The organism is Sporosarcina cascadiensis, assembly GCF_009650995.1.
In the GTDB taxonomy this organism is placed as follows: Bacteria; Bacillota; Bacilli; order Bacillales_A; family Planococcaceae; genus Sporosarcina; species Sporosarcina cascadiensis.
In genome coordinates this window covers 23,304-47,113 of sequence record NZ_WHVV01000017.1, presented here as the reverse complement: position 1 = coordinate 47,113, position 23,810 = coordinate 23,304, and the positions used below count along the sequence as shown (strand labels likewise).

General features: G+C 45.3%; 21 protein-coding genes and 1 pseudogene. 10 read left to right on the top strand and 12 right to left on the bottom strand.

Annotated features, from left to right (window positions below):
• Positions 1-112: 112 nt before the first annotated feature.
• A complete protein-coding gene (locus tag GDZ68_RS15180; protein WP_153723155.1) occupies positions 113-307 on the top strand; it encodes a KGG domain-containing protein in 195 nt (64 codons plus the stop codon).
• A gap of 77 nt (positions 308-384) precedes the next feature.
• Positions 385-642, top strand: coding sequence for a KGG domain-containing protein (locus GDZ68_RS15175; protein WP_153723154.1), 258 nt, complete (start codon positions 385-387; stop codon positions 640-642).
• A 105-nt stretch (positions 643-747) separates the two neighbouring features.
• Here the strand turns inward: GDZ68_RS15175 and GDZ68_RS15170 are convergent, their stop codons facing one another.
• From GDZ68_RS15170 to GDZ68_RS15160, 3 genes are all read right to left on the bottom strand, one after another.
• Positions 748-1,980: an acyl-CoA dehydrogenase family protein gene (locus GDZ68_RS15170; protein WP_228551131.1), complete on the bottom strand. Its 1,233-nt coding sequence runs from the start codon at positions 1,978-1,980 to the stop codon at positions 748-750.
• A 211-nt stretch (positions 1,981-2,191) separates the two neighbouring features.
• Complete coding sequence (locus tag GDZ68_RS15165; RefSeq protein ID WP_153723153.1) at positions 2,192-2,923, bottom strand: LytR/AlgR family response regulator transcription factor; 732 nt, start codon at positions 2,921-2,923, stop codon at positions 2,192-2,194.
• Positions 2,920-4,200: a sensor histidine kinase gene (locus GDZ68_RS15160; RefSeq protein WP_194841192.1), complete on the bottom strand. Its 1,281-nt coding sequence runs from the start codon at positions 4,198-4,200 to the stop codon at positions 2,920-2,922. The genes GDZ68_RS15165 and GDZ68_RS15160 overlap by 4 nt, the downstream gene beginning before the upstream one ends.
• A gap of 158 nt (positions 4,201-4,358) precedes the next feature.
• Between GDZ68_RS15160 and ccsB the strand changes: the two genes are divergently transcribed.
• Positions 4,359-5,531: a c-type cytochrome biogenesis protein CcsB gene (gene ccsB / locus GDZ68_RS15155; RefSeq protein ID WP_153723151.1), complete on the top strand. Its 1,173-nt coding sequence runs from the start codon at positions 4,359-4,361 to the stop codon at positions 5,529-5,531.
• 395 nt (positions 5,532-5,926) lie between these two features.
• On the opposite strand, the gene GDZ68_RS15150 is transcribed toward ccsB, so the two are convergent.
• Together GDZ68_RS15150 and GDZ68_RS15145 are read right to left on the bottom strand one after the other, a co-directional pair.
• The gene (locus GDZ68_RS15150; RefSeq protein WP_153723173.1) at positions 5,927-7,519 is read right to left on the bottom strand and encodes a DUF4179 domain-containing protein; all 1,593 of its coding nucleotides are present in this window, start codon (positions 7,517-7,519) and stop codon (positions 5,927-5,929) included.
• On the bottom strand, positions 7,497-8,063 hold the full coding sequence (locus GDZ68_RS15145) for an RNA polymerase sigma factor (protein ID WP_228551130.1): 567 nt from the start codon (positions 8,061-8,063) through the stop codon (positions 7,497-7,499). The genes GDZ68_RS15150 and GDZ68_RS15145 overlap by 23 nt, the downstream gene beginning before the upstream one ends.
• Positions 8,064-8,237: 174 nt before the next feature.
• Here GDZ68_RS15145 and GDZ68_RS15140 point away from each other — a divergent pair, with 174 nt between their 5' ends.
• Positions 8,238-8,825, top strand: coding sequence for a hypothetical protein (locus GDZ68_RS15140; protein ID WP_153723149.1), 588 nt, complete (start codon positions 8,238-8,240; stop codon positions 8,823-8,825).
• A gap of 234 nt (positions 8,826-9,059) precedes the next feature.
• Here the strand turns inward: GDZ68_RS15140 and GDZ68_RS15135 are convergent, their stop codons facing one another.
• The 3 genes from GDZ68_RS15135 to GDZ68_RS18330 are packed head-to-tail and all read right to left on the bottom strand — an operon-like array spanning position 9,060 to position 12,863.
• Entirely contained in the window at positions 9,060-9,497 is a 438-nt protein-coding gene (locus GDZ68_RS15135) for a GatB/YqeY domain-containing protein (RefSeq protein ID WP_153723148.1), read from the bottom strand.
• 53 nt (positions 9,498-9,550) lie between these two features.
• A complete protein-coding gene (locus GDZ68_RS15130) occupies positions 9,551-12,685 on the bottom strand; it encodes an ATP-binding protein (protein ID WP_153723147.1) in 3,135 nt (1,044 codons plus the stop codon).
• Between the two features lie 55 nt (positions 12,686-12,740).
• On the bottom strand, positions 12,741-12,863 hold the full coding sequence (locus tag GDZ68_RS18330; protein ID WP_255425151.1) for a hypothetical protein: 123 nt from the start codon (positions 12,861-12,863) through the stop codon (positions 12,741-12,743).
• An 87-nt stretch (positions 12,864-12,950) separates the two neighbouring features.
• Between GDZ68_RS18330 and GDZ68_RS15125 the strand changes: the two genes are divergently transcribed.
• Both GDZ68_RS15125 and GDZ68_RS15120 read left to right on the top strand, forming a co-directional pair.
• Complete coding sequence (locus GDZ68_RS15125; RefSeq protein ID WP_153723146.1) at positions 12,951-15,146, top strand: DNA topoisomerase III; 2,196 nt, start codon at positions 12,951-12,953, stop codon at positions 15,144-15,146.
• A gap of 41 nt (positions 15,147-15,187) precedes the next feature.
• Complete coding sequence (locus GDZ68_RS15120) at positions 15,188-15,409, top strand: hypothetical protein (RefSeq protein WP_153723145.1); 222 nt, start codon at positions 15,188-15,190, stop codon at positions 15,407-15,409.
• A 51-nt stretch (positions 15,410-15,460) separates the two neighbouring features.
• Here GDZ68_RS15120 and proS read toward each other — a convergent pair whose 3' ends face one another.
• The 4 genes from proS to GDZ68_RS15100 all read right to left on the bottom strand — a co-directional run bounded on the left by proS (position 15,461) and on the right by GDZ68_RS15100 (position 20,756).
• A complete protein-coding gene (proS, locus tag GDZ68_RS15115; RefSeq protein ID WP_153723144.1) occupies positions 15,461-16,897 on the bottom strand; it encodes a proline--tRNA ligase in 1,437 nt (478 codons plus the stop codon).
• A 320-nt stretch (positions 16,898-17,217) separates the two neighbouring features.
• Positions 17,218-18,507, bottom strand: coding sequence for a cation:dicarboxylate symporter family transporter (locus GDZ68_RS15110; RefSeq protein ID WP_153723143.1), 1,290 nt, complete (start codon positions 18,505-18,507; stop codon positions 17,218-17,220).
• A gap of 90 nt (positions 18,508-18,597) precedes the next feature.
• A complete protein-coding gene (locus tag GDZ68_RS15105; RefSeq protein ID WP_153723142.1) occupies positions 18,598-19,485 on the bottom strand; it encodes a response regulator in 888 nt (295 codons plus the stop codon).
• Positions 19,486-19,487: 2 nt separating this feature from the next.
• Positions 19,488-20,756 carry a sensor histidine kinase gene (locus GDZ68_RS15100; RefSeq protein ID WP_153723141.1) on the bottom strand — a complete coding sequence of 423 codons (1,269 nt, stop codon included), beginning with the start codon at positions 20,754-20,756 and terminating at the stop codon, positions 19,488-19,490.
• A gap of 124 nt (positions 20,757-20,880) precedes the next feature.
• Here GDZ68_RS15100 and GDZ68_RS18255 point away from each other — a divergent pair.
• The 4 genes and pseudogenes from GDZ68_RS18255 to GDZ68_RS15085 all read left to right on the top strand — a co-directional run.
• Positions 20,881-20,979, top strand: a pseudogene (locus GDZ68_RS18255) (SDR family oxidoreductase); the annotation flags it as partial.
• 149 nt (positions 20,980-21,128) lie between these two features.
• Positions 21,129-22,190 carry a suppressor of fused domain protein gene (locus GDZ68_RS15095; RefSeq protein ID WP_153723140.1) on the top strand — a complete coding sequence of 354 codons (1,062 nt, stop codon included), beginning with the start codon at positions 21,129-21,131 and terminating at the stop codon, positions 22,188-22,190.
• 179 nt (positions 22,191-22,369) lie between these two features.
• Positions 22,370-22,885 (top strand): RNA polymerase sigma factor, encoded by a 516-nt coding sequence (locus GDZ68_RS15090; RefSeq protein ID WP_153723139.1) that lies wholly within the window; start codon positions 22,370-22,372, stop codon positions 22,883-22,885.
• Entirely contained in the window at positions 22,869-23,804 is a 936-nt protein-coding gene (locus GDZ68_RS15085) for an anti sigma factor C-terminal domain-containing protein (RefSeq protein ID WP_153723138.1), read from the top strand. The genes GDZ68_RS15090 and GDZ68_RS15085 overlap by 17 nt, the downstream gene beginning before the upstream one ends.
• The last annotated feature ends 6 nt before the right edge of the window (positions 23,805-23,810 follow it).

Genomic DNA, 23,810 nt, shown 5'->3' with positions numbered 1-23,810 from the left:
AAGCGAGCCCTTCTTCAACGCTCGGAGGTAAAAAAGAAGTTTACTTCATGGCTGACGGGCTATACAAGAGGATGTAAGGCATACAAAAAATTCAAAAGGAGAGATTTTCATTATGGCAAAACGCAACAATAATCAGCAGGACCAGAATAAAATGTCCCTTGAAGAAGCAGGCAAAAAAGGCGGAGAAGCGACTGCCAGAAACCACGGCCATGAATTTTACGAGGAAATCGGACGCAAAGGCGGAGAAGCTCGCGCCCGTCAAAACGATTCCACTAACAACTCAAACAACCAAAACAAAAATAGTTAACAACTGAGGATCGATTAGTACCTAATGACACAGACGGCACGGAATAATTTATTAGCAGAAAAGGAGAGATTTTTATTATGGCACAGCGTAATAACAACAATAACAACTCAAACAATAACCAGAACAAAATGTCTTTGGAAGAAGCAGGTCAAAAAGGCGGAGATGCAACCGCTAAAAATCATGGCCATGAATTCTATGAAGAAATCGGGCGCAAGGGCGGAGAAGCCACTGCGAAGAACCACGATAAAGAATTCTACGAGGAAATCGGCCAAAAAGGCGGAGAGGCACGCGCCAAGCAGAACAATTCAAACAACAACTCAAACAATAATAAGTAATGTGTAAAGTGATAGACAAAAATTCCCCCTTTTGCCTTCACTTCACATAGTCAAACAGGCCAAAGCAGTGTAATCACTGCTTTGGCCTGTTTTTACTGCTTTATCTTAATCCATCCAAGGAACCTCGATCAATGTACGGCCGATCCACTCGCGTAATATTTCGTTTGTAGGACCCATAATAGCACCTGCGCGTCCGTCACGCACATATCTCTCGACCTGGCCTGTCATATAACCGCGGCCTCCTGAAACTTGCAGTGCTTTGTTCGTTACGTCAATGACCATATCTGCAGCATGAGTCTTCAGCTGCCATAATGGATACAGGGTTTCTGACAATTCCTTGCCTTCCCTATTGTATTTGTCCATTGCTTCTGCTGTGCGGTACAGCATGCTGCGCGCACTGTCGACTAGGATCTGCGCTTTCGCCAATTCATGACGGATTACTTGATAATCTGCTACAGAAGAACCGGTGTCTGCGTGAACTGTTCGTTTTGCACCTTTAGTCGCCATATTTAAAGCGCCCTGTGCTATACCGACCCAGCAAGCTGCCGAGCCCAGAAGGAACAGCGGGTCAATCGTGTTGTCATTAAAGTAACCCATGCCGCCCTCGCCGCCGATCCGGTTGTCGAGTGCCACTTGCACCTCTTTGAAATTCATCGGACCGCTGGCATTTCCCCGCAGCCCCATTGCATCAAACGGGAATGCCTCTACGCCTTTCTGGTCATTTTCCACCAATAAAAACATTAGGTTATCGGGATCTTTCGTTTCAGGTGAAGTCGTTGCAACCAAATAGAAGTCCGCTTCTCCGCCGCTTGTGACAAAAGACTTTTCAGCATTCAGCAAGTAACCGTTTTCATTTCGTTTCGCAGCACTTTTGACATTCCAGAAATGTCCGCCTGTTGCTTTTTCACTGAACGCCAGTCCTCCGACATGACCTGCTTTCAAACGAGGAAGCAGACGCTCACGCTGTTCTTTCGTCCCTGCTTCATAGATCGTATGTGCAGTTGTCATATGCATGACCCAGCACATCGTCGTGGACGGGCAATACTGGGCAAAGCTTTCTGAAAGGACGGCAAATGCAGTAAATCCTTCTGCAAGACCACCCGCCTCAACCGGGATGGTAACAGCAGAATAACCCGCTTTCGCCAATTCACGCAGACTTTCGCGCGGATATTTTCTCTCCTGATCCGAAACTAACGCACGCGATAGAAGTTCTTTTTCTCCGAGCTCATGTGCAGCTTTTTGTAATTCCTCGTGGCCTTCCGGACAAGTCCACCAATGAGGAATTTGCATGATTCCTTCTTGTTGTTTTTCTTTTTCCACTACAGCGCTCTTTACCAAAACTACCACTCCATTTATCTAATTTGCTGAGCTTGCATTTAGTTAATAAGCCAGCAGTACTCTTTCAACTTTATCACGTTTAATAAAAAAGTAAAGTATATTGTAAACTGATAATTTGGTAATAGTAATTCAATATAATTAAATTAGCATGCTGTTTACTATTTCACTAATTTTATTGATATACGTAAGCAATGTAGGAACCTATTTTATTTCATTCTGATAATCTGCTTTTCAATTCCTTGAATGCCCGGAATGAAACAGGACATACCGCACCGTTTGACATGGTGACCGTGCGGTTCCTTCTATCCACCTCTATGACATGCAGCAAGTTAATTAAGCAGCTCGTATGGCAGCGGTAAAAAGAGGGGGCCATCTCTTCATACTCTTTCATTCTGCCGTAGAATTCATAATTTCCATGCTTTTCATACAAACTCAGTTTATGCGGAATACTGGAAGTTTCGATGAAATAAATATCTTGAAGGCTAATATTTTTAATGCGTTCCCCTATCGTAATTTGAAGAATGTCCGGCTGCGTATCTTGCCCAATCTGAACATATCTTTCAAAAGCAGCCTGCAGTGCACGCTTTACATCGGAGGCTGTCCGATCCGGTGTATCTTTCACGATATAGTCAAGCGCTGCCAGCTTATAAGTAAATGTGAGTTTGAGGCGGTCTGCATGCGTAGTGATAAAAATGATGGACGCCAGCGGATCTTTTTTACGGATTTCTGCAGCCAATGCCATTCCATCCATTTGGTGGTTTAATTCGATATCCAAGAAATAACAATCTGCTTTTTGGTATTCCAGATAACTCAGTACTTCATCAGGCCTGCTTGCACGTAAAACCACTTCCACGCCAGGCTCGTGGAAACCAGCATAATTCACAATTTCTTTATGGATAAATTCTCTTTGAATCGGGTGATCCTCGCAAATAATGACTCTCAATCAAACTCCTCCTTTATCATGATTTCATGGATGAACCATTGATTATCAATGCGGGTATTCCAAGTGATATTCGGATATCCCGACAAGATTCCCCTCACCGCCGGCAAACCCCAGCCCCTGTTCTCTCCTTTGGTCGAATACCGTTCGCCAAATAATGGCTGAACCGGTAGTTCGCTATCCGAGATTCTGTTTTCAATTACAATCACTAATTCGCCCTTCATAGCGAGAAATGCCAAGTTAATTTGTGGATTATCCACAACGACAGAAGCTTCTATCGCATTGTCTAATAAATTTCCTATGACCCGAGACAAATGCAGACGGCTGACAGAGCAATCCTCAATCAACTCTGGCACTTCAACCGAAACAGGTATGGATAATTCATCCGCACGCAGCAGTTTAGTAGAAATTAGACCCTTTATTTCTATCAGCTGAAGCCGGTCTAATTGGCTGAACAATTGGTTTTGGTACAGTGTATGATGCTCTACTTTTGTAACTTCTTCATCAAAATAAGTTTTAAGACCCGTCATATCTCCGTTTTCCATATAGCCGCGCATTGAAAGGAGAATATTCGTATGATCATGACGAAAAGCCTGCATATTGCGATTCACTTGTTCCAAGGACTGCATGTACTGAGTGAATTGCTGCTGTTCTATAAACTTTTCCTGAACCTCCTGCTCTTTTATCATGGTTTGCAGAAGGATTCTTATCAGGACAAGCATGGTCATAAAATAAAACATCAGAATGACCAAGTTGCCTGTGGAAATCGGGATTTCCCCTTTTCCACCAGGTAAAAATATCAGCACATAAAAGACTAGTCCCGTGCTAACAGCAACAAGCAGTAATACCAGCTGAGAACTCCCCGGCAGCCTGACTTTATCATCATAGCGGGCCAGAAACGTTTTGTAACCGATCATAATGACAGCAATTTGCAGCAAAATGATGCCGCTATGAACTGCGATCGATAGATGAAATATATCCACTACAATCAATGCGATATATTCTGCGAGCACACAGCAGAGATAGATAAAAAGTAAATGAAAAAAGGCCAGCTGCTTTCTCGTCATCACAAAAAATAACACGCCGCTTGCCACAATACTGACAATCATCGGAATCCACAGCGATTGCGGATAACTGACAGCCAATACAGCAACGAATGTATTAATCAGCAAAGAAGCTATTAATCGCTTGATTGTTATACGCAAATCCATAATGTAAAACATCGATCCGTAGATAATCAAAAAATTGAATAGAGCAAAGAGAAAAAACATGTCGGTCATTTCATCGCCCCTTCTATAGTTTGCTGTTCTTTTGTCTGGTAATTGTACAGATATGATGAAATTTCTGACGTTTACGATAAAAACACCAAAAACCATCCTGCCATCATTATAATAAGCCATGATCCGCTTACGGATTATTTTCAAGTCTGGAGGCTTACATGAATATGGAGCGTTTAATAGAAATCAGTAATCAGTCGTTATTTACAGCGTTTATTCTCCTGCTGGCCGCAATAGTGCCGATTGGTTTGTCGGTTACATCTACAAACAATTGGACAAGAAAGTTCGGTGTAGGATTGATCTATGCCGCTTTTGTGTTACAGCTCACTTATTTCGTTTTAAGATGGATTGCCATTGAGCACGCACCAGTAAGCAATATGTATGAATTTATGACATTTTTCGGTATTATGCTGATCGCAAGTACATTACTACTATATCAGCTATATAAACAAATCGTGCTGGTGTTATTCTCAATCCCTGTCTCAATAATTATATTGGGATTTGGAGGAGTATTCATGAGTGATGCTACTCCCCTAATCCCCGCCCTGCAAAGTAATTGGCTGTCTATCCATGTAATTACTGTAGCCCTCTCCAGCGCCATACTATCGGTTGCGTTTGCAACGGGTGTTATTTATTTGCTGCGTGTACTGGATCCGGAAGTTACGTCTGGTCAGACATGGTGCTTGGAGTTCGTTATGTCTTGTCTCATCTCGGTAATAGGATTCGTCTTTTGTTCCATTGCCTTTTCATTGGGGTCAGATGAAACAATCATCCAATTTGAAAATAAAGCACAGGAATTGGAGCAAGCTGTTTATTCCATGCCTGCGCTTATCGTAAACGAAGGAGCCGTAACTGTTAACGGCGGACAGCCAATTGGATGGTTTGAACTGCCGAATTCAATAGACGCAGCACAGACTAATACTCTCCTTTGGACGTTTTTGGCAGGCAGCGTACTCTATCTGCTCATTCGTCTGCTGACCAGGAAAAAGATCATTCAATTAGTAAAGCCATTTACGAATAAAGTGAGCCCCGTATTGATGGATGAAATCTCATATCGAGCTGTGATTGTTGGATTTCCGTTATTCTCGCTCGGCGGTCTATTATTTGCGATGATATGGGCGCATCTCGCGTGGGGACGTTTCTGGGGATGGGATCCGAAGGAAGTATGGGCGCTCATTACGTGGTTGTTTTACGCAGCCTTTTTACATTTGCGGACCGCGCAAGGCTGGGAAGGAAAAAGAACGGCCTGGCTGTCAATTATAGGTTTTGGTCTAATTGTGTTTAATCAAGTATTTGTTAATTTGGTCATTGCGGGTTTGCATTCTTATGCGTAGAGTTGATGGGCGTCCCATACTCTGCAAAAACAGTACATTGTACGTTCTCCAACATCAGCGAAGGCGCAACTGCGGGGTAGGCCGTGGCTGTGAGACTGCTGGCACGTTCTTCGCCAGTAGGCTCATAGCGTAAGGCAATCCCCATCTAAACTGCAGACGCACACTTCAATTAAACTCCCTATAAAGTCGAGAAACGAAACCCGCCCATTGCCAAAATGCACGTGACAGGTTGTCAAGCACATGTGTTGGTGAAGAGCCCTTTTTTATTTATGGTTTAAAGTCGAGATTTCTAAAACTGTTTACTAATAATTTATGATTACCGGTACTCTATCAAACCAGATAAACCGAAAAAACATCCGTCCTATCATCTGCTGATGATAAGACGGATGCTATTTTTAATACAGCGGCACTTTCCACGGCTCTTTCACCGGCACATAGTGTTTCGCTGAGAACAGATGCAGTGTCAGCTCTTCCGGCACCTTTTCTAATGCAGGAAAATCCAATGTAAAACCGATGTCTTCATTTGAAATGGAGCCGCTTGGGCCTGATGAGTAGACATTTCCTTCGCCGTCCTCGAGCAGCCAGATGCCCAGCTCACCCGCGTCCTTCTCTCTCTTGCCTTCCATCTCCACAACGAATGTTTTCACTCTCCTTACCGGCACGACTGATTTCTTAAAAAAGTAATCCGTCTCATTCTTCGCATGGACCACCTTCATCTGATTGCCTTCAAATTCGAAGGAGAACGGCTCTTTCCTGAGCTCCTTTGGATTGAATGTGATAGAGAAATTCGCCGGCTCTGTCTTGTACACGCCGTCCAGCACGAACGTCATGTCCGGCTGTTCCTTCTGCGGCACGAACGAATTCACCCACTTGAGATTCCCTATTGTCTCCAGGTTTTCACCCGTTCCCTGCAGCATCCCCGCGTCGCTCACATATCCTTCTTCCGTATCCCAGCGATTCCAAGAATATAGTTCCGCACCGCTTTCATCCTCCAAATGATACGCGATTTCAGGATCAAACGTACGCATCAATGATTCCACCGGCTCCGCACCGAACCGCTGCTTGAACTCCTCTCCCGCCTTTTCAATTCTTGCGCGTTCTTCTTCTGTGAATGAAGTCTCATAAAAGAGCTCAGTAGATGAAGGTGCCATCTGCATTTTCTGCAGTTCGATTGCCACGCCATCCGTGTCAAATGAAGCACCCTTCAGCGGCCGCGTTTGGGTCAGCTGACGCTTTTCGCTGAGATCCACCGGAACATCAAGTTGCCAATTCCCTTTCTCTCCACGTAACTCGGTGACATCAAATCGGATGGTCAGCTGATCGATATCCTCGTATCCGCGCAATGAAAGCTCATATACTCCATAATCGCCGCCATCCCACCAACTGTATCCAAGCTGGTCCAATTCATTGCCATTCTGGTCGATTGCTATGACACGATTTGGAGTACCATCCTCTTCAATATAGGCATTTTTCGGCTTGCCATTTTTCAGTACCTGATAGGACAGCGTGATGCGTGAAGAATCCGCCATCACATCTTCGACCTTTAATGTAATTCCCTGATCTTCCACTGCCAGATCTACTCGTTCGGCAAGCCCCGCCTCCATCGCCAGACGAAGCCCGTCATCCGCTTGTTCGGTGTTGAAAAACCCGCCAATCAATTGAGCGAAGCTCGGGCTCAATGCCGCGCTCAGCCCGACTGCCAGCACAACACCTGCCGCGGACAGCATCAATTTTTTCCAAGGTGCTTTTCGTTTTCTAACTTGCCGCTCATATGGTTCCAGCTGATCTACTATTTTTGCCGCAAAATCATCCGGCAGTCCGGGTGTCTGAAATGTTTCCACCATAAAATGCTGCTCTCCGAGAAACGCTTCCACTGCTTCCCGACAATGCGGACAGTCTTCCAGATGAGCCTGCACACGGTCCGTTTCTCTTTCCGTCAATAAATCATCGACGTATTTTGCTAGTTCATCTATCGTTGGACAGTTCATGAAAATAGCCTCCTTCTCGTTTTACTGTTTCCCTCATTTTCTTTTTCGCCCGATGAAGTTTATTGCGAACAGTAGATAATGGAGTATCTGTTACTTCACTGATTTCTTCATAGCTTAATTCATTCGCATAACGCAGCAGGATGATCAATCGCTCATCTTCCGGAAGCGTGGCAAGCAGCCGTTCCAATTGCCGCTGTTTTTCTTTCTTCAAAAACACCACTTCGGGATGGTTGCGGTCGACTGCCTGTTCTTCTGCAAACTCTGAAGGCACGGCTTGATGCCGCTTCTTCCTAAACTCATCCATACAATGATTCACAGCCACCCGATACAGCCAACTGGAGAAAGACCCGGTTTCTTTATACTTATCCAGCTGATAATACACTTTCAAAAAAGCATCCTGCACAAAGTCCTGTGCATCCTGCGGGTTCCGCGTCATCCGTAAAATCACGGCATAGAGCGGATTTTTGTATTTATCGATAATATGGGCGTACGCCTGCTTATTCCCCGCAAGCACCTCACGCACCCACTGAACATCCTCTTCCATAAGAACCTCCCTATCCAACGACCATGCGCATGTCTCGTTTCTTTATTTCATCAGTATAACGGTTGCAGGATGGAAAACATTTCACTTTCCCAGTAAAATATTTTCACAAATGAATAACTGAAGGTTTTGAAAACTGTTATACTTGAAGAATAGTAGTAGAGGAGGTGCAGCGAAGTGAGGAAAATCATCCTGCTGTTCTGCCTGAGCAGCGTGCTGGCGCTCGGTGCATGTGCAGCGTCCGATAAAAATAAACTGACCATCCCTGAACTGACAGACCGCGAGGAACAAATCATTCAAACAGCTGCAGACCAGGTATTTATATTTGATTATGCAACCGATCAAACCTATTCCGGCATTTCGCTTTGGATGGATAAATACGAAAAAGGGGAAAAGATTGGCGGTCCCATCGGTGAGCTTTCCATTCCGCTGCCCGGCGAATCAACGAACGGCACATTAATTATGGCCATCAAACCGTCAGACGATAAATTATTATTCTCCGCCAGCATCAGCGGCGCCGGTTTAACAAGTGAAGATCAGCTGCCAGATATAGAGGACATGGCTACCCTGACAGCCGTCAATCCGCAGGAAGGCCTGCCGCTTTCCGAAAACATGCTGCTCAGTGCAGTGGCCTATACAAATAGCTCCGTAGGCGTGAAAGTCAGCTCCTTTTCTGTCGATTTTTTTGAACAGAATGAAGGCTATTTGGAGGAATTGAAAGAGTATGATGTGGCGTATCTAGTGAGGGCTTCGTTTAAGAAGTGAGGAAAGGTGCGGTAAACAGTCCGATTGGTTCGGTTCCGGCCTGGTTTGGTTCGTTTACAGCCTCGTTTGGTTCGGTATTGATGATTTATGGTTCGGCACAGAAGGGTTTTGGCGCGGTTCAAGGCTGTTTTGGTTCGAATCTACAGCACTTCGATGCATCTAGGCACCTCTTTCGCTCCACACAATAAAAAAAACTGCCGGGAAATCGCATCACTTGCGATTTCCCGACAGCCTTTACCCCTGCAAATATTCTTTTACAGCCTGCGAAACAGTCTTGCCTTCCGCACGTCCGGCAACTTCTTTCATCACCGTGCCGATTGCCTGGCCCATCGGCGTGTCTTTTGAGATGCCGAGTGAGCTGATTAATTCCTTCACTTCTTCGACATTCATCTGTTTTGGCAGATAGGATTCAACAATCGTGATCTTCGCTTTTTCAGCTTCCGCAATATCATCCCGATCCGCTTTTTGCGCTTCTTCGAGAGATTGTTTCGTCTGCTTGAGTTCGCGCTGGACGATTTTAATTTCCTCTTCTTCTGTTAATTCACGCTTCAGTTCCAGCTCCTCGTTCTGCAGACCTGCACGCAATAAATTGATGACGCCTTTTTTCATCTGGTCTTTTTCTTTCATTGCTGTCTTGATATCTGCCATCAGCCGTTCTTTTAATTCAGACATTCTGATCCCTCATTTCTAAAGTGTTAGTATCAGTATACAAAAAATTACTGCTTTCAGTCGCTTTTTTTCTCTTGAAGAGGGATTTGGAAAGAAATCTCTGTTCCGTTTCCTTCTTCGCTCAAAATAAATAAACCTTTGCCAAACAGCTGCTTACAACGTCGGTCGGTGTTGACGATTCCAATTCCGTTTCCATCTTGGATTGATTCCCCACTGGTCAGTTCCTGAATTTTTGCCGAATTCATTCCGACTCCGTCATCTATAATCGAGACTTCTGTATAATCTGTATGATTGGTAATTCGTATTGTGACAGTGCCTCCTTCCACCTTTTTCAAAATACCATGTCTGATGGCATTTTCGACAAGCGGCTGAATCGACAGCGGAGGTATTTGAATAGCCGGGTTATTGTCAGTTTCCCATTCAATTCGCAGCCGTTCACCGAAGCGTTCCTGTTCAATATAGACATAAGAACGTGTCAGATCCAGTTCTTCCTCTAACGGAATGAGGGAATCGATATTGACATTGCTGAAACTTCTACGTAAATAGTTGGCGAATTCTTCAAGCAGACGAAGCATTCGTTTCGTGTCAAATTCAGCCAATGAAGCGATGGTATTGAGCGTATTAAATAGAAAATGCGGCTGTATTTGCGCCTGAAGCCAAGCCGCCTCCATCCGCAGTTGCTGATGAATAGATTGTTTTAATTCGATTAACCCTTCTACACGCATTTTCAATTCCATTGAGTCTACAGGCTTTGCGACATAATCGTTTGCACCTGCATCAAATCCTGTATAGATATCCTGCAATTCACTTCTTGCCGTTAGCAGCAAAATTGGTAATTCAGACATTGTATACAGTTGGCGGATATATCGTGTCAATTCATAACCGGACATTCGCGGCATCATCACATCGGAAATGACCAGGTCAAACTCGTTCCTCTTTACATAGGCAAGCGCGTCTTCACCGCTAGTAGCTGTCGTGACCTCATAGTCTGAATCCAGCAGCATTGCCATAACCCGGACATTTACAGGATCGTCATCAACGATTAAAATGGCTGCTTTTTCATTAACGGAAGCACTGTTTATTGAAAGACTTGAAGATTCGGCTGTAAAAATAGAAGATTCATTTGGATTGGCCACTGGCAGAGAAGTTTTTGGCTGATGAGCTGCTTCCAGTTCCGGCTCAGGTGATAACGGCAGTGTGACAGTAAAGACGGTACCTTCGCCAACAGATGAAGCAACTGTGATTTTACCGCCATGCAGCTCTGCAAGCTCTCTACAAACTGCAAGACCTAAGCCAATCCCCCCTTGCGAAGCGGCGTTGCCATGCTCCTGTTCATACGGCTCGAATACTTTCTCTTGCATGGCATTGCTCATACCGATGCCTGTATCTAGAACATGAATCGCAGCCATACCTTTCTCTTGCGTTGCGCTTACGACGATATGGCCTTCATTGGTGTACTTAATCGCATTCTGGATCAAGTTGGATAATATCTGAATCAGCCGGTTTTCATCCGCATACACCGGCGGAAAATCATCTTCCATCTCAAGATGCAGCTGCACAGGTTTACCATCCAGCACATAACGATTCAAATCAAATATGCCGGGGACAATCCCTTGAATCCTGACACTTTTTTGATCTAGCAGTATAAACCCCTCCCGCAAGCGCGTCACATCCAGTAAATCATTGAGCAACAGAGTCATTCGCTGACCAACACTCACAAGCAACTTCAAACTGTTTTTGTCCTTTTCGGACTGACTTTTATTGTTCATAAGAGTTTGTGCAATTGTAATGATTCCGTGGAGAGGATTACGCAACTCATGGGCAGTATTCGCCAGGAACGCATCTTTTTGCTGATCGGCAGACTGCAGCTTCAGTGTTTGCTCCTCGTTTACTTTCACTATCCTGTCATGTTGCTTGAATAAGAGAAACGCAATAACCACTACAGAAACGATAAAGTCGAACGGGTAATACGGTATGTGAAGGCCGCCCGCTTTGATGATGGATCCCCAGATAACATTTGATGAGTAGCATGCTATCCAAAACAGGATGAAAATCGCCTCAGAGTAGCCTTTGCGAATTGTTTTTATCGTCTGGCTGAATAGAAAATACAGCGAACTTATATAAAACAGGGATAGCGGCACGCTCAGGAACAATGAATGCGCGTATGGAATGACAGTCAGCGCAATGGCGAGCACCGCATACAGCCCCGTTATATAAGTAAGAAACCGGCTTTTGATGTTAAATAAATGCTTGACGACATACAACATCGCCAGCAGGATACTCATGAATAAAAACATCAGCAGGTGATTGGCCGCCTGTACTCCTATTGGCAGCTGAATGACCGCATCATCGTCCAGCAAAATGGAAAACGCGCTGATCACCAGGAAGATTCCATAGATCAGCAGCTGTCTTTGACCTTTTCTTTTGCCGGAGAAGTAAATCGCAAATGCATAGAGACTATGAAGCAAATAAATGATGCCGACTGTCAGTTGCAGAGAAAAAGATTGATTAGCCTCTTTAATGACAGCCGTATCGGAACCGATCATCACTGACTCCAGGATTCCTCCGCCAAAAGGATATTCATAATTGGAGACATGGACCAATAATTCGATGTCACTTTTATTCTTGTGAAATAACGCGTAAAACGGACCGCGCACGGAAGCATTTTTAGTACCCGCTTCATTTGGCGTATTATATTCCCCGACTTGTTTGCCATTTACAAAGACCGCAGCCGCCGTTTTTATTTCTTTGAATCGCAATCCGTATAACTGCTGCTCACTGTCAGGCAGCTTAATGATAATCCGATATGTGCCGTAACCATAACCCGTTTTCTGTTCTGCATCGGCGATTTGCTCTTTCCAGTCTTGCGGGACATGTATATATCCGCTTGGAACTTCCAATTTGCCAGTCATAGAAGGCTCAATGAACTCCTCCGGATAAAACTCCCATTCACCGTCAAGTGAAATGGTCTGATCATCGGTAAACGTCCAACCCCGTAAATCAATGACACCTTTTTCCGCTTGCACGTTGTCAGGCGACTGAAAATAGGAGATCCAACCAATTCTCGAGATGGTTAACGTCAATATAAATAAACTCCCAAGTAGAAAAATCTTCTTTTTTGGCATGGCACTCCTGCTGTTGCCTCCAACCATAGAACTCAATCCCTTTTCGATTTTCAGCTTCCTTTCCACTGGATATACTCCAATAAATTACCTGGAAAAGGATACCTATTCCTTCTACTTTATCCTACGTCTCCGTAAAATACAATGCGATTTCCGCGGAGGAAAACAGTGTTGTCGCCTTCCATTTCTCAATGGAAACAGGCCCTGTTAAATTGACGAATCTTCTCCGCTGGTTTACACTTTTCATTAAGCAGCTCCTTCTGATAGCATAAGGCCTTCCCTTATCTACGCGAGGAGTTTTTTGACATGTATATACCCAAAGGAGTTTAACTATATGAAAAAAAGTGTTGTATTGGCGGAAAAGCCTTCCGTGGCGCGGGATATTGCCCGTGTGCTTAATTGTAATAAAAAAGGAAACGGTTATTTAGAAGGAGATAAATATATCGTGACATGGGCGCTCGGACATTTGGTGACGCTTGCCGATCCCGAGACGTATGATACGAAATATAAGGCGTGGAAGCTGGAAGACTTGCCGATGATGCCCGAAGATCTGAAATTGACGGTCATTAAGCAGACAGGCAAGCAATATAATGCGGTGAAATCACAGCTCACGCGCTCCGATGTGTCGAATATCATCATTGGAACGGACGCAGGACGCGAAGGGGAGCTTGTTGCACGATGGATTATCGAGAAGGCGAAAGTGAAGAAGCCGATTCAGCGTCTCTGGATTTCATCCGTTACGGATAAAGCGATCAAAGACGGATTTGCTCAGCTGAAGCCGGGCAAAGCGTATGAAAATCTGTATGAAGCGGCGGTCGCCCGTTCCGAAGCCGACTGGTATATTGGACTGAATGCCACCCGCGCGCTGACAACGAAATTCAACGCCCAGCTGAACTGCGGCCGTGTCCAGACACCTGTTGTCGCCATCATTGCGAAGCGCGAGGAAGAGATCAACACATTTCGTGCGAAAACATTTTACGGCGTCGAAGCACAGACCGATTCGAAATTAAAGCTAACGTGGCAGGATGGAAAAACGAATGACACGCGTTCATTCGACCGTGAAAAACTGTCTGCCATCGTCAAGCAAATCGACGGTAAGCCGGCGGTCATCGAAAATGTCGATAAAAAAGCTAAAAAGACGTTCTCGCCGGGCCTGTATGACCTGACCGAATTGCAGCGTGATGCCAACAAGCTTTTTGGTTATTCTGCGAAAGAAACGCTGAACATCATGCAGAAGCTTTATGAGCAACATAAACTGCTGACGTATCCGCGCACTGATTCGCGTTTTCTCTCCAGTGATCTCGTCGAAACACTGCCGGAGCGCTTAAAGTCCGCCGGCATCGGTGAGTACCGTTCAGCTGCCAATAAAATCCTGAAGAAACCGATCAAAGCGAATAAATCATTCGTCGACGATACCAAAGTATCCGATCACCACGCAATCATCCCGACGGAAGAAATTGTTCTGCTAGATAAACTGTCCGACAAAGAACGCCGGATTTACGACTTAGTTGTCAAACGCTTTCTGGCTGTCCTGTTTCCTGCCCATGAGTACGAACAGCTCACAGTCCAAGCGAAAATTGCCGATGAACGCTTCACGGCGCGCGGCAAAACCGTTCTCGTTCCCGGTTGGAAAGAAGTTTATAATAACCAGTTCGATGAAGAGGAAGCAGAGCAGGATACGAAAGAACAGCTGCTGCCGAATCTCTCAAAAGGCGATACATTAAAAGTTCAGCTGATTAAAGAAACATCCGGCCAGACCAAACCGCCGGCGCGTTTCAATGAAGCAACTCTTTTATCCGCGATGGAAAACCCGGTGAAATATATGGACGGCACGCAGGACAAAAAGCTGGCGGACACGCTGAAATCCACCGGCGGTCTCGGCACAGTCGCGACCCGTGCGGATATCATCGATAAATTATTTAATTCCTTCCTGATCGAGAAACGCGGAAAAGATATACACGTGACGAATAAAGGGAAGCAGCTGCTGGAATTAGTGCCGGACGAACTGAAGTCACCTACTCTGACTGCTGAGTGGGAATTAAAGCTCGAGAAAATCGCCAAAGGCCAATTGAAGAAGGAAGCTTTCATTAATGAAATGAAGGGCTATACGAAAGAAATTGTGTCGGAGATTAAAGCGAGTGATGCCAAGTTCAAGCATGATAATATTTCGACGAAAACCTGTCCGGACTGCGGCAAGCCGATGCTCGAAGTGAATGGCAAGCACGGCAAGATGCTTGTCTGCCAGGACCGCGAATGCGGCCACCGCAAAAACGTCTCGCGTGTTACGAATGCCCGCTGTCCGCAGTGTAAGAAGAAAATGGAGCTTCGCGGAGAAGGCGAAGGACAGATTTTCACTTGTAAATGCGGTTACCGCGAGAAGCTTTCTACATTTAAAGCGCGTCGCGAGAAAGAGTCGAAAGGCAAAGTAAATAAACGTGATGTACAAAAGTACTTGAAGAATAATAATGACGAGGAACCGGTCAATAATCCATTTGCGGATGCATTGAAAGGTTTGAAGCTGGACGACTGACGGTGTTTGGTTCGTGCAGCTGTGCATTTGGGGCGGCCAGCGTGAACTTTGGTTCGCTGCCGGGCTGGTTTGGCGCGGCGGGCCTGAGTATTGGTTCGCTGCCGGGCCGGTTTGGTGCGGTGGGCCTGAGTTTTGGCTCGCTGCCGGGCCGGTTTGGCGCGCTGCCGGGCCGGATTGGTGCGTTATATACGCCGATTGGTGCGGCTGCCGCGTCGTTTGGCGCGCGGACACAGGTTTTTCGCGCGGTTCGCCCGCATATATAAAAAGGTGCCGTACGCAGTTCATCGCGTACGGCACCTTTTCATTTCATCCGCTTAGTAAGCTCGCGCAAACCAAACGGTATGTTTCGCTTCTTTACCACAATTCATACACGTCTTCTTCTCAGCCGGCGGATTGAACGGAATATTACGTGTCGTGAATTTCGTTTCATTTTTCACATGCTCTTCACATGCATCATCGCCGCACCAGCCGGCCAGGATCCAGCCTGGGATTTCTTCATTCGCAGCACTGTCTTCAATATGCTTCTTCAGCTCGTCCAGCGTGTCGATATGCGTATGCGAATGTTCTTCGCGGAACGCACGCGCTTTCTCGAGCAGACGTGTCTGCATCGTTGCCAGCTCTGCTTCGATGCTTGCCACTGCTTCAGCCAGATCGACAGCTACTTTTTCTTCGCCGTCACGCGCTTTCATCAATGCCTGGTTATTTTCCAGGTCACGCGGTCCAAGCTCCAGACGAACCGGCACACCTTTTAATTCCCATTCATTGAACTTAAAGCCCGGTGACTGATCGGAATCATCCAGACGCACGCGGATGCCTTTTGACTTTAGCTCCGCATAAATTTCATCCAGTTTTTCCATGATCGCCGGATTCTTTTTCCAAGGACCTACCGGAATCAAGACAACCTGTGTCGGCGCAACACGCGGAGGCAGTACTAATCCCTGCTCATCGCCATGTACCATGATGACTGATCCGATCAGACGTGTCGATGTTCCCCATGAAGTTGTATGAACAAACTGGTGCTTATTTTCTTTTGTTAAATATTTAATATCAAATGCTTCCGCAAACTTGGTTCCCAAATAATGTGAAGTTCCTGCCTGAACGGCTTTTCCGTCTTTCATCATCGCTTCGATGGAGAACGTGTCCACAGCGCCCGCAAAGCGCTCAGATGGTGTTTTCTGGCCGTCGTATACCGGAATTGCCAGCAACTCTTCTACGACTTCTTTATAGATCTCCAGCATCTGCATCGTTTCATGGCGCGCCTCTTCTTCATCCACATGCGCTGTATGCCCTTCCTGCCAGAGGAATTCAGACGTCCGGATAAACGGCAGTGTCTTTTTCTCCCAGCGGAAAACGTTTGCCCACTGATTGATCAGTACAGGCAGATCACGGTAGCTCTTGATCCAGTCGGAGTACAAATGACCGATCATTGTTTCAGAGGTCGGACGCAGCGCCAGACGCTCCTCTAACTTTTCTCCTGCAGCTTCCGTCACCCATGGCAGTTCTGGAGAAAATCCTTCGATATGATCTTTCTCTTTCTCAAAGAACGATTCGGGAATCAGCATCGGGAAATAGGCATTTCGGTGCCCCGTCTCCTTAAACCGGCGATTCATTTCATCCTGAATATGCTCCCAAATTTCAAAGCCATCCGGTTTGAACGCGATACAGCCGCGCACCGGTGTGTAATCCATCAAGTCTGCTTTCTGGATTGTATCGATATACCATTTCGTAAAATCATTCTGCTGATTGCTCATTGCCTTATTTCCTCCTTAATAAAACCACGCGCTAGTTATTCCATACTGCTAATCATATAACAAAACAAGCATTCCTACAATTGAATCCGCCAATGAATGCACAGCAGACGGCAGCATGATCATAAATCCTTGACAGGTGCTCATACATCCCCGGCACGTGATCATTCAACCCTGGCGGCGATCATTCAGACGCCGCCTGCGCTCATACGCGCCGATCAAATGCTTATAACCACCCTGCAGGCGCTCATACTCTGCCTGCATAGGCGTTTCATTGACCTAAAAAAAGCTGCCCCCTGCAAGAGAGGACAGCCAGCATTTCATCAAACCAATTTTTCTTCCGCCAAGACGAACTGCGGCTCTTTCTCTTCATTCGCAGCTTCCGTACCAAAACGGCCTTCCCACTTCGACATCACCACTGTTGCCAGCGCGTTTCCTACCACGTTGACTACTGTGCGCGCCATATCGAGCAAACGGTCAATCCCCGCAATGAACGCCAATCCTTCGAGTGGAATTCCCACAGTCCCGAGCGTCGCAAGCAATACGACAAATGAAACGCCGGGCACACCTGCAATCCCTTTAGACGTGATCATCAGCACCAACACAAGCGTAATCTGCTCCGTAATACTCAATTGAATCCCGTACATCTGCGCGATAAACATCGCAGCGAGTGCCTGATACAGCGTCGAACCGTCGAGGTTGAACGAATAACCGGTCGGCACGACGAATGACACGATATCTTTAGGGCAGCCGAACTTCTGCATTTTCTCCATCACTTTCGGCAATACCGTTTCAGAGCTGGACGTTGAATACGCTAACAGCAACTCGTCCTTTAGCACTTTCATAAAGCTGAAAATATTGACGCCGACCAGCTTTGCAATCCCGCCCAGTACGACAATGATGAAGAATGCCATCGTTGCATACACCAGCAGCATGAGCTTGCCCATCGGAATGAGCGATTCCAGTCCAAACTTGGAAACCGTCACACCAATCAGTGCAAACACGCCGAACGGAGCGAATTTCATGATCATATTCGTCACCCAGAACATCGCATCGGCAACACCTTGAAAAACCTCCAGAACCGGCTTTCCGCGTTCACCGATTGCCGCCACACCCAATCCGAATAAAACAGAGAAGAAAATGATCGGCAGCATATCACCGTTTGACATAGACTCCACGATATTGCTCGGCACGATGCCGACCAATACATCCATAAATCCGCCATTCTGCACTTCTTCCGTCGTCTGAACATACTGCGAAATATCTCCTTTTTCAAGAGAAGACATATCGATTCCTTCGCCCGGCTTGAAAATGTTTGCGGACATCAAACCGACGACGATCGCGATTGTCGTAACGATTTCAAAATATAAAAGCGTTTTACCGCCTAATTTACCTAGTTTCTTAATATCTCCCGTGCCTGCCACGCCAATGACCAATGTAGAAATGATAATCGGCACTACAATCATCTTAATCATATTAATGAACATTGTTCCGATCGGCTGCAAGTACTTTTCTACGCCGGGATTACCATAAAAAATGGCACCGACCGCAATACCGAGAACTAATCCAATTAAAATCTGATAGGCCAATGACAGCTTGAATTTCTTTTTCATAGATAATCCCCCTTAGATTTACTCCTGAAAACGCTTTCTTGAAGTAACTTAGGACAATCATATGGGAAACCTACAAAATTCTACACTATCCTACAAAAACTTTTTTTGCTCCTCCAACGTTTCCATATACAAAACTTGCAGAAACTTCTTCGCATTGACTTTAGCAGGCTTCATTAGAAAGCTTTCCTCTTGAATTTGTTTCATTCGCTGGGTGATTTCCTGGAAGTCAAAAAACCTCGGTGCATAGTATTCAAATTCTTCAATTGTATAATCTATCGCTCCAAGCGATGCTAAATGTTCCATTGCAGTCTGAATAGAGCGTCGGATCCGCTGCTCCATCGCTTTGCTTTCCTTGGCGATATTCTTCGGTTCCACTCCTGTCTTCTGCAAAGCCATTTCATATAACTCTTTTAAGGGAGGTAATTGCGCCGCCTTTTGTTCAATCAGCACTTCTACGATCGCCACAATATCCCGCGTGCTGCTTTCACCGATAATTCCCATATCATGCAGCTTTGACAGCACAATATCCTTTGCCGGGCGCTTCATTTTCGGCTGCTCCACAGAACCAATCTGCGCAAGCGATTCCCGGATCGTCATTAAAGAATTTTTCAGCCGGATTTGTTCTGCCGTCCGCCGCAATACGCTTTGCACTTCAATTTGATTGATCGGCTTATGAATAAAAAACTCCACTCCGACTTGATACGCTTCGCCCACCATCTCTTTGCTGACTACTTGACTCAGCATGATGAACTGTCCTGTAAACCCTTTTGATTTCAGCTGCTGAATCGTCTCGATACCATCGAGTTCCGGCATCAGCAAATCGATAAGCACTAGATCGGGGGCTATGGACAATATTTTCGGGATCGCTTTCACACCGCTGTCCGATTCTCCCACAACCATTCCCACGTCCTGCTCCGCCAAGATATTCCTTAGCATCAAACGGCTTGCCTTATCATCATCTACAATGAAATATCTCATGATTACGTCTCCTTCATAACCGATTCGACAGGGATCCTAACACTGACGATCAGCCCGTCTTTTAGCCGCTCCAAACTAATCTCGCCCTGCATGGATTCAACAATCCTCAACACATGCGATAATCCGATACCCGTAGCCGCAACACCCTGTTCATTGAATTTAGTCGTGTACCCCGGTTCGAAAATTATTTCTTCATGTTCAGCAGGGATACCTTTGCCTGTATCCTGCACACTTACACGGACCTTGCCTTCTTCAATCTCTACAGTAATCATTACACGCCCCTGCCCGTCCAGCGCTTCTATGGCATTAGACGTCAGATTATTGAGGATTGCGAGCAGTGGAATATGCTGATCTGTCTGAAAATCCGCATCAAAAGCTGTTTCGATCGTACAGTCACGTCCAATTAATTCGCTGTACTTTTCATTTGCCGTCACAACGAGCCCCAGTAAATCGGATATGTAAAATGATGTCACTTCCTCGCGATTTATCCACTTCGACAGTCCTGCCAAAATCCGCTGGGAATCTTTCTTCACTTCGTGGATTTCCTGCGCGATCTGCAGCGCCTGCGTACTGAGCTGGCCCTGCCCTTCTCTCTTTAACCTGCGGTATAAGTCATGACTGGATGCGGTAATCAGTTCAATATTGTTCATCGATTTCTGCAGATACAGTGTTTCTGCATAGAGCTCTGACCCAACGCCAAGCATTTCTACCACCCGCTGTTTTTCTTTTGACAGCGCTACAGAGCTGTAAAGTCCCACAGTGAAAAAACTCCGCAGTAAAGCTACACCCATCAGGATGCCACATTCTTTCATTTCCAACATAGATTCATGCATTAAAAAGTTCCGAAGCGCATGCTCTGACGTATTGCTGATCACTTCGAATAAAAATGCCAGAGTGCCTAATCTCAGCGGAAACGATTTATACTTTTCCAGATCAGCAAAATGCCAGCCGACCGCGATTATGAAATAGAATAGGAAAACCGGTACATGCATGCGCAGACTATCTTCTAAAGGCGCACCGAACCACATTTCCTCAATTACACGGAACAGTACGACCGTTACTGCTGTGATAAAACCCGTTCGCAGCATGGAAACCGGGGGATATATTAAAATCAGCAAGAAAAATACGATGCCGCCCAGTGCAAACCGAAACGTTTCATCCGCAAATGGCAGTACTTTTAATTCCCCTGTCAGGGCTGTCAAAATCGCGATAATTACGATGCGTGCTGCTTCCGACTGTGAAATCTGAAGCCAAGCGGATTTAGTGTTCATTGATCTTCCCCTAATGAAATAGTAATCGTAACCGTATTATAACAAGTCAAAAAAGTTTATGCAGTTTTGTGATTCACTGAACAGTGTGCACCTGGAATATTCCATATCCAGCAAGAATGAAATATCACTTGCTCCTCATGTTGCAGCGAAGCATTATGCAGATGAATGGCTACGCGGAACAGGTCTGGTTTATACGATGATTCATCTAGGTGCATTGACGAATATTGATTCCATTTACTAGTGACGCTATAATGTGCCTGTACAAGAACAAACATGAAGTAACGAATTCATAAGTTGTTTTATGCAGGCATTCTGTGAAATAGAGACATTCATTGGATTTTATAGAGAGAGAATTTATCGGAGGCGGCGTACATGAGTCAAGAAGAATCAACAGTTGGCTGGGATGCAATTGATCATGCATTGACTACAATTTACGGTGAGCAAGAACCTGCACATTTTGGAACTCTTTTATCCTATGCCCTGGGAGGAAATGATCCCCTGGACGGAATAAGTGTTTATAAATCGGAGACGCCAGTTCCCCACTGGCATTTTGTCACGTATGGATTTTCAGAACTCTATGACAAAGAATTGGAAGACCCTGAAGAGAGCGGCTACGGGTTCGAACTGACATTCCGGCTCACCCGCAACAAAGATGCGATGGAACCGCCGGCTTGGGCGCTGAACTTATTGCAAAATATGGGCAGATATGTATTCAACAGCGGAAATGTCTTTCGCAACGGAGATTATTTAGATGCTAATGGTCCGATTTGTCTGGGAGCGGACACATCGCTGACTGCTCTTGCATTTGTTTCGGATCCGCAACTTCATTCTATGGATACACCGAATGGACATGTGCAGTTTTTGCAGATGGTTGGTATTACGAATGATGAACTGGAAGCTATGCAAACTTGGAATACACTCGGCGTACTGGCTTCAGGAGAAGAACAAATCCCTAGCTACGTAACCGACCTGAATAGAAAATCACTCCTGTCAGATGATTCGATAGCCGATGCCATACAAAGTGGAATGGAGCACGAAGGATCCAATACAGGCATACTGTTTGTGGATCAATTAGGATGGTCGACAGCTAAAAAAGGCCTGTTTCGCAAACCAGTGTCAACGCTGACTCTCGGAGCGAAACAAGCAGAAATTATCGGTAAGCTGCTTCAAGGACGTTTGTTGAAAGAGAAAGAACTGACTCTTTCCGGTCCGGACATCTCCATCCAATTAAAACCGATGGAACAGACGACGTTCGTGTCAGAAGGAGACAGCATCAAACTCTTCTTGGATGAACGCACCGTAAAAGAATTGAGCAAACTGCTGCTGCCAAAAGAACGTACATTCAAGCTGGCTTCTGCAGACTGGCTTTCTGTACAAGTTTTGAAAACAACGATCACTGACGATGAAGGCACTATCGTGAAAGTTATTGGTTAACTAGTAGTCAAAGAAACAACGGATTCTATTTAACAACAACACAGCAACAGCCAGTGCGGTCCGTTTTCTGCACTGGCTGTTTTCATGACGAAAATTAATCAAAATTTTTTTCTTATGATGTATACTTTTTTCGACCTTCTCCGTCTTATAGGTGTTAACAACATAAAGTAGGTGGCCGCTTGCAAAATCAAACCATCGAGGACTTATATAGGGATAGATCCCGCATCATTTTCCGATATCTTCTGAAAATCGGCTGTTCTAAAGAAAACGCTGAAGATATCGTTCAGACAGCCTTTTTCAAAGCTTTTGAGCATATGATCCATCTGAATACGGATAATCCTTCCGCGTGGCTTTTTAAGGTATCCATTAATCAGTACCATGATCTTTGCCGAAAGCAAAAGCGATATCCCCATGTGCAAATCGATGAAAACTTTCTTGAGAATATGTGCCGGATGGATGAAGACGGTGAACACCTGATGCTGAGGAAAGAACATAAGTCAGAAGTAGAATTCGTTCTGAATCAGTTGACCCCGGCTCAGTCTAACATGTTGATCCTGAAATATGAACTCGGTTTATCGTACGAAGAAATCAGTGTTCTGCTGCATATGAAAGTCGACACAATCCGAACGACACTCTATCGCTCACGGAATACATTTAAACAGAAGTGGAGTGAGTTTCTTGAAAGACAATCATGAAATGGATGATCTTTTCAGTTTTGAAGGAAACGAAAAGAATATCATTACTAAAGCAAAACGAAAAAGTACACTCCGTATTGCCAGCATCAGCGGACTTGTATCTTTTCTAGTGCTGATCCTCGTCATCTTACTAAAGCTTCAAGTGACACCTTGGCTGCTGAATAAAGAGATAATAGCTCAAGATCAGTACTACGATGTATACGGTGCAAATACATTTATCGGGCCGTGGGAAGAATCCATCCGAATTATAGGAAGCAACGCGACAGCTCCCCAGTATAAATTACTGGACGGACAGCCTGTCTACCGAGGAGAAATCAGCAATGACTCCAATCATATCGAAGTCCATCTATCTCCGAACCGTTATGAAACATACAACTACTTTGGCGGTAAAGTAATGAATTTCCTGCATCCTGAGGTACTGTCCGCGCAAATTCCAAATGAAGTGCAGACTATCGATGCCTTTCGTGAACAACAACTCATTGAAGTGGGTCTTTCATTTGACAAGGGCTATTCATTGGCCGAAGTACAGTCTATGCTGCCAGAGGAGTTAACGCTTCAATGGGCATGGGTGGAAACCTATAGCAAGGGCGCTATCGAATCACTGCAAGCTTCTGATCCGCCCTCTCATATGCTGACAGAAAATGAAGTCATCGGGTTTTCCTTGACTGATGAAACGGGCGCCCCGGTACAAGAACCGGAGGAAAGATTCATCGAGTCTGTGAAGTCTGCCAAAGATCAGAAAGGACGCTATCAAAAAGAGATGGCTTCTATTTATGACGGCCTGAGCAAGTCGGGATCACCTGAAATTAAAATTATTGGAGCAGTGGTTGTCGGAACCAAACAAGAACTTCAGCAATTACAAAATGCATCTTATATCCGCGCATCGAGTATAGGTGCTGTGGCAGATACTTTTAATTAAAGGAGA

Excerpts from the sequence above, each read along its gene's own strand:
- GDZ68_RS15095 (WP_153723140.1), top strand. The coding sequence starts at position 21,129 with ATGAGTCAAGAAGAATCAACAGTTGGCTGGGATGCAATTGATCATGCA.
- GDZ68_RS15175 (WP_153723154.1), top strand. The coding sequence starts at position 385 with ATGGCACAGCGTAATAACAACAATAACAACTCAAACAATAACCAGAAC.
- GDZ68_RS15135 (WP_153723148.1), bottom strand. The coding sequence starts at position 9,497 with ATGTCTGAATTAAAAGAACGGCTGATGGCAGATATCAAGACAGCAATG.
- GDZ68_RS15110 (WP_153723143.1), bottom strand. The coding sequence starts at position 18,507 with ATGAAAAAGAAATTCAAGCTGTCATTGGCCTATCAGATTTTAATTGGA.
- GDZ68_RS15145 (WP_228551130.1), bottom strand. The coding sequence starts at position 8,063 with ATGGAAGAGGATGTTCAGTGGGTGCGTGAGGTGCTTGCGGGGAATAAG.
- GDZ68_RS15125 (WP_153723146.1), top strand. The coding sequence starts at position 12,951 with ATGAAAAAAAGTGTTGTATTGGCGGAAAAGCCTTCCGTGGCGCGGGAT.
- proS (WP_153723144.1), bottom strand. The coding sequence starts at position 16,897 with ATGAGCAATCAGCAGAATGATTTTACGAAATGGTATATCGATACAATC.
- GDZ68_RS15105 (WP_153723142.1), bottom strand. The coding sequence starts at position 19,485 with ATGAGATATTTCATTGTAGATGATGATAAGGCAAGCCGTTTGATGCTA.
- ccsB (WP_153723151.1), top strand. The coding sequence starts at position 4,359 with ATGAATATGGAGCGTTTAATAGAAATCAGTAATCAGTCGTTATTTACA.
- GDZ68_RS15160 (WP_194841192.1), bottom strand. The coding sequence starts at position 4,200 with ATGACCGACATGTTTTTTCTCTTTGCTCTATTCAATTTTTTGATTATC.
- GDZ68_RS15180 (WP_153723155.1), top strand. The coding sequence starts at position 113 with ATGGCAAAACGCAACAATAATCAGCAGGACCAGAATAAAATGTCCCTT.
- GDZ68_RS18330 (WP_255425151.1), bottom strand. The coding sequence starts at position 12,863 with ATGAAAAGTGTAAACCAGCGGAGAAGATTCGTCAATTTAACAGGGCCT.
- GDZ68_RS15100 (WP_153723141.1), bottom strand. The coding sequence starts at position 20,756 with ATGAACACTAAATCCGCTTGGCTTCAGATTTCACAGTCGGAAGCAGCA.
- GDZ68_RS15150 (WP_153723173.1), bottom strand. The coding sequence starts at position 7,519 with ATGAACTGTCCAACGATAGATGAACTAGCAAAATACGTCGATGATTTA.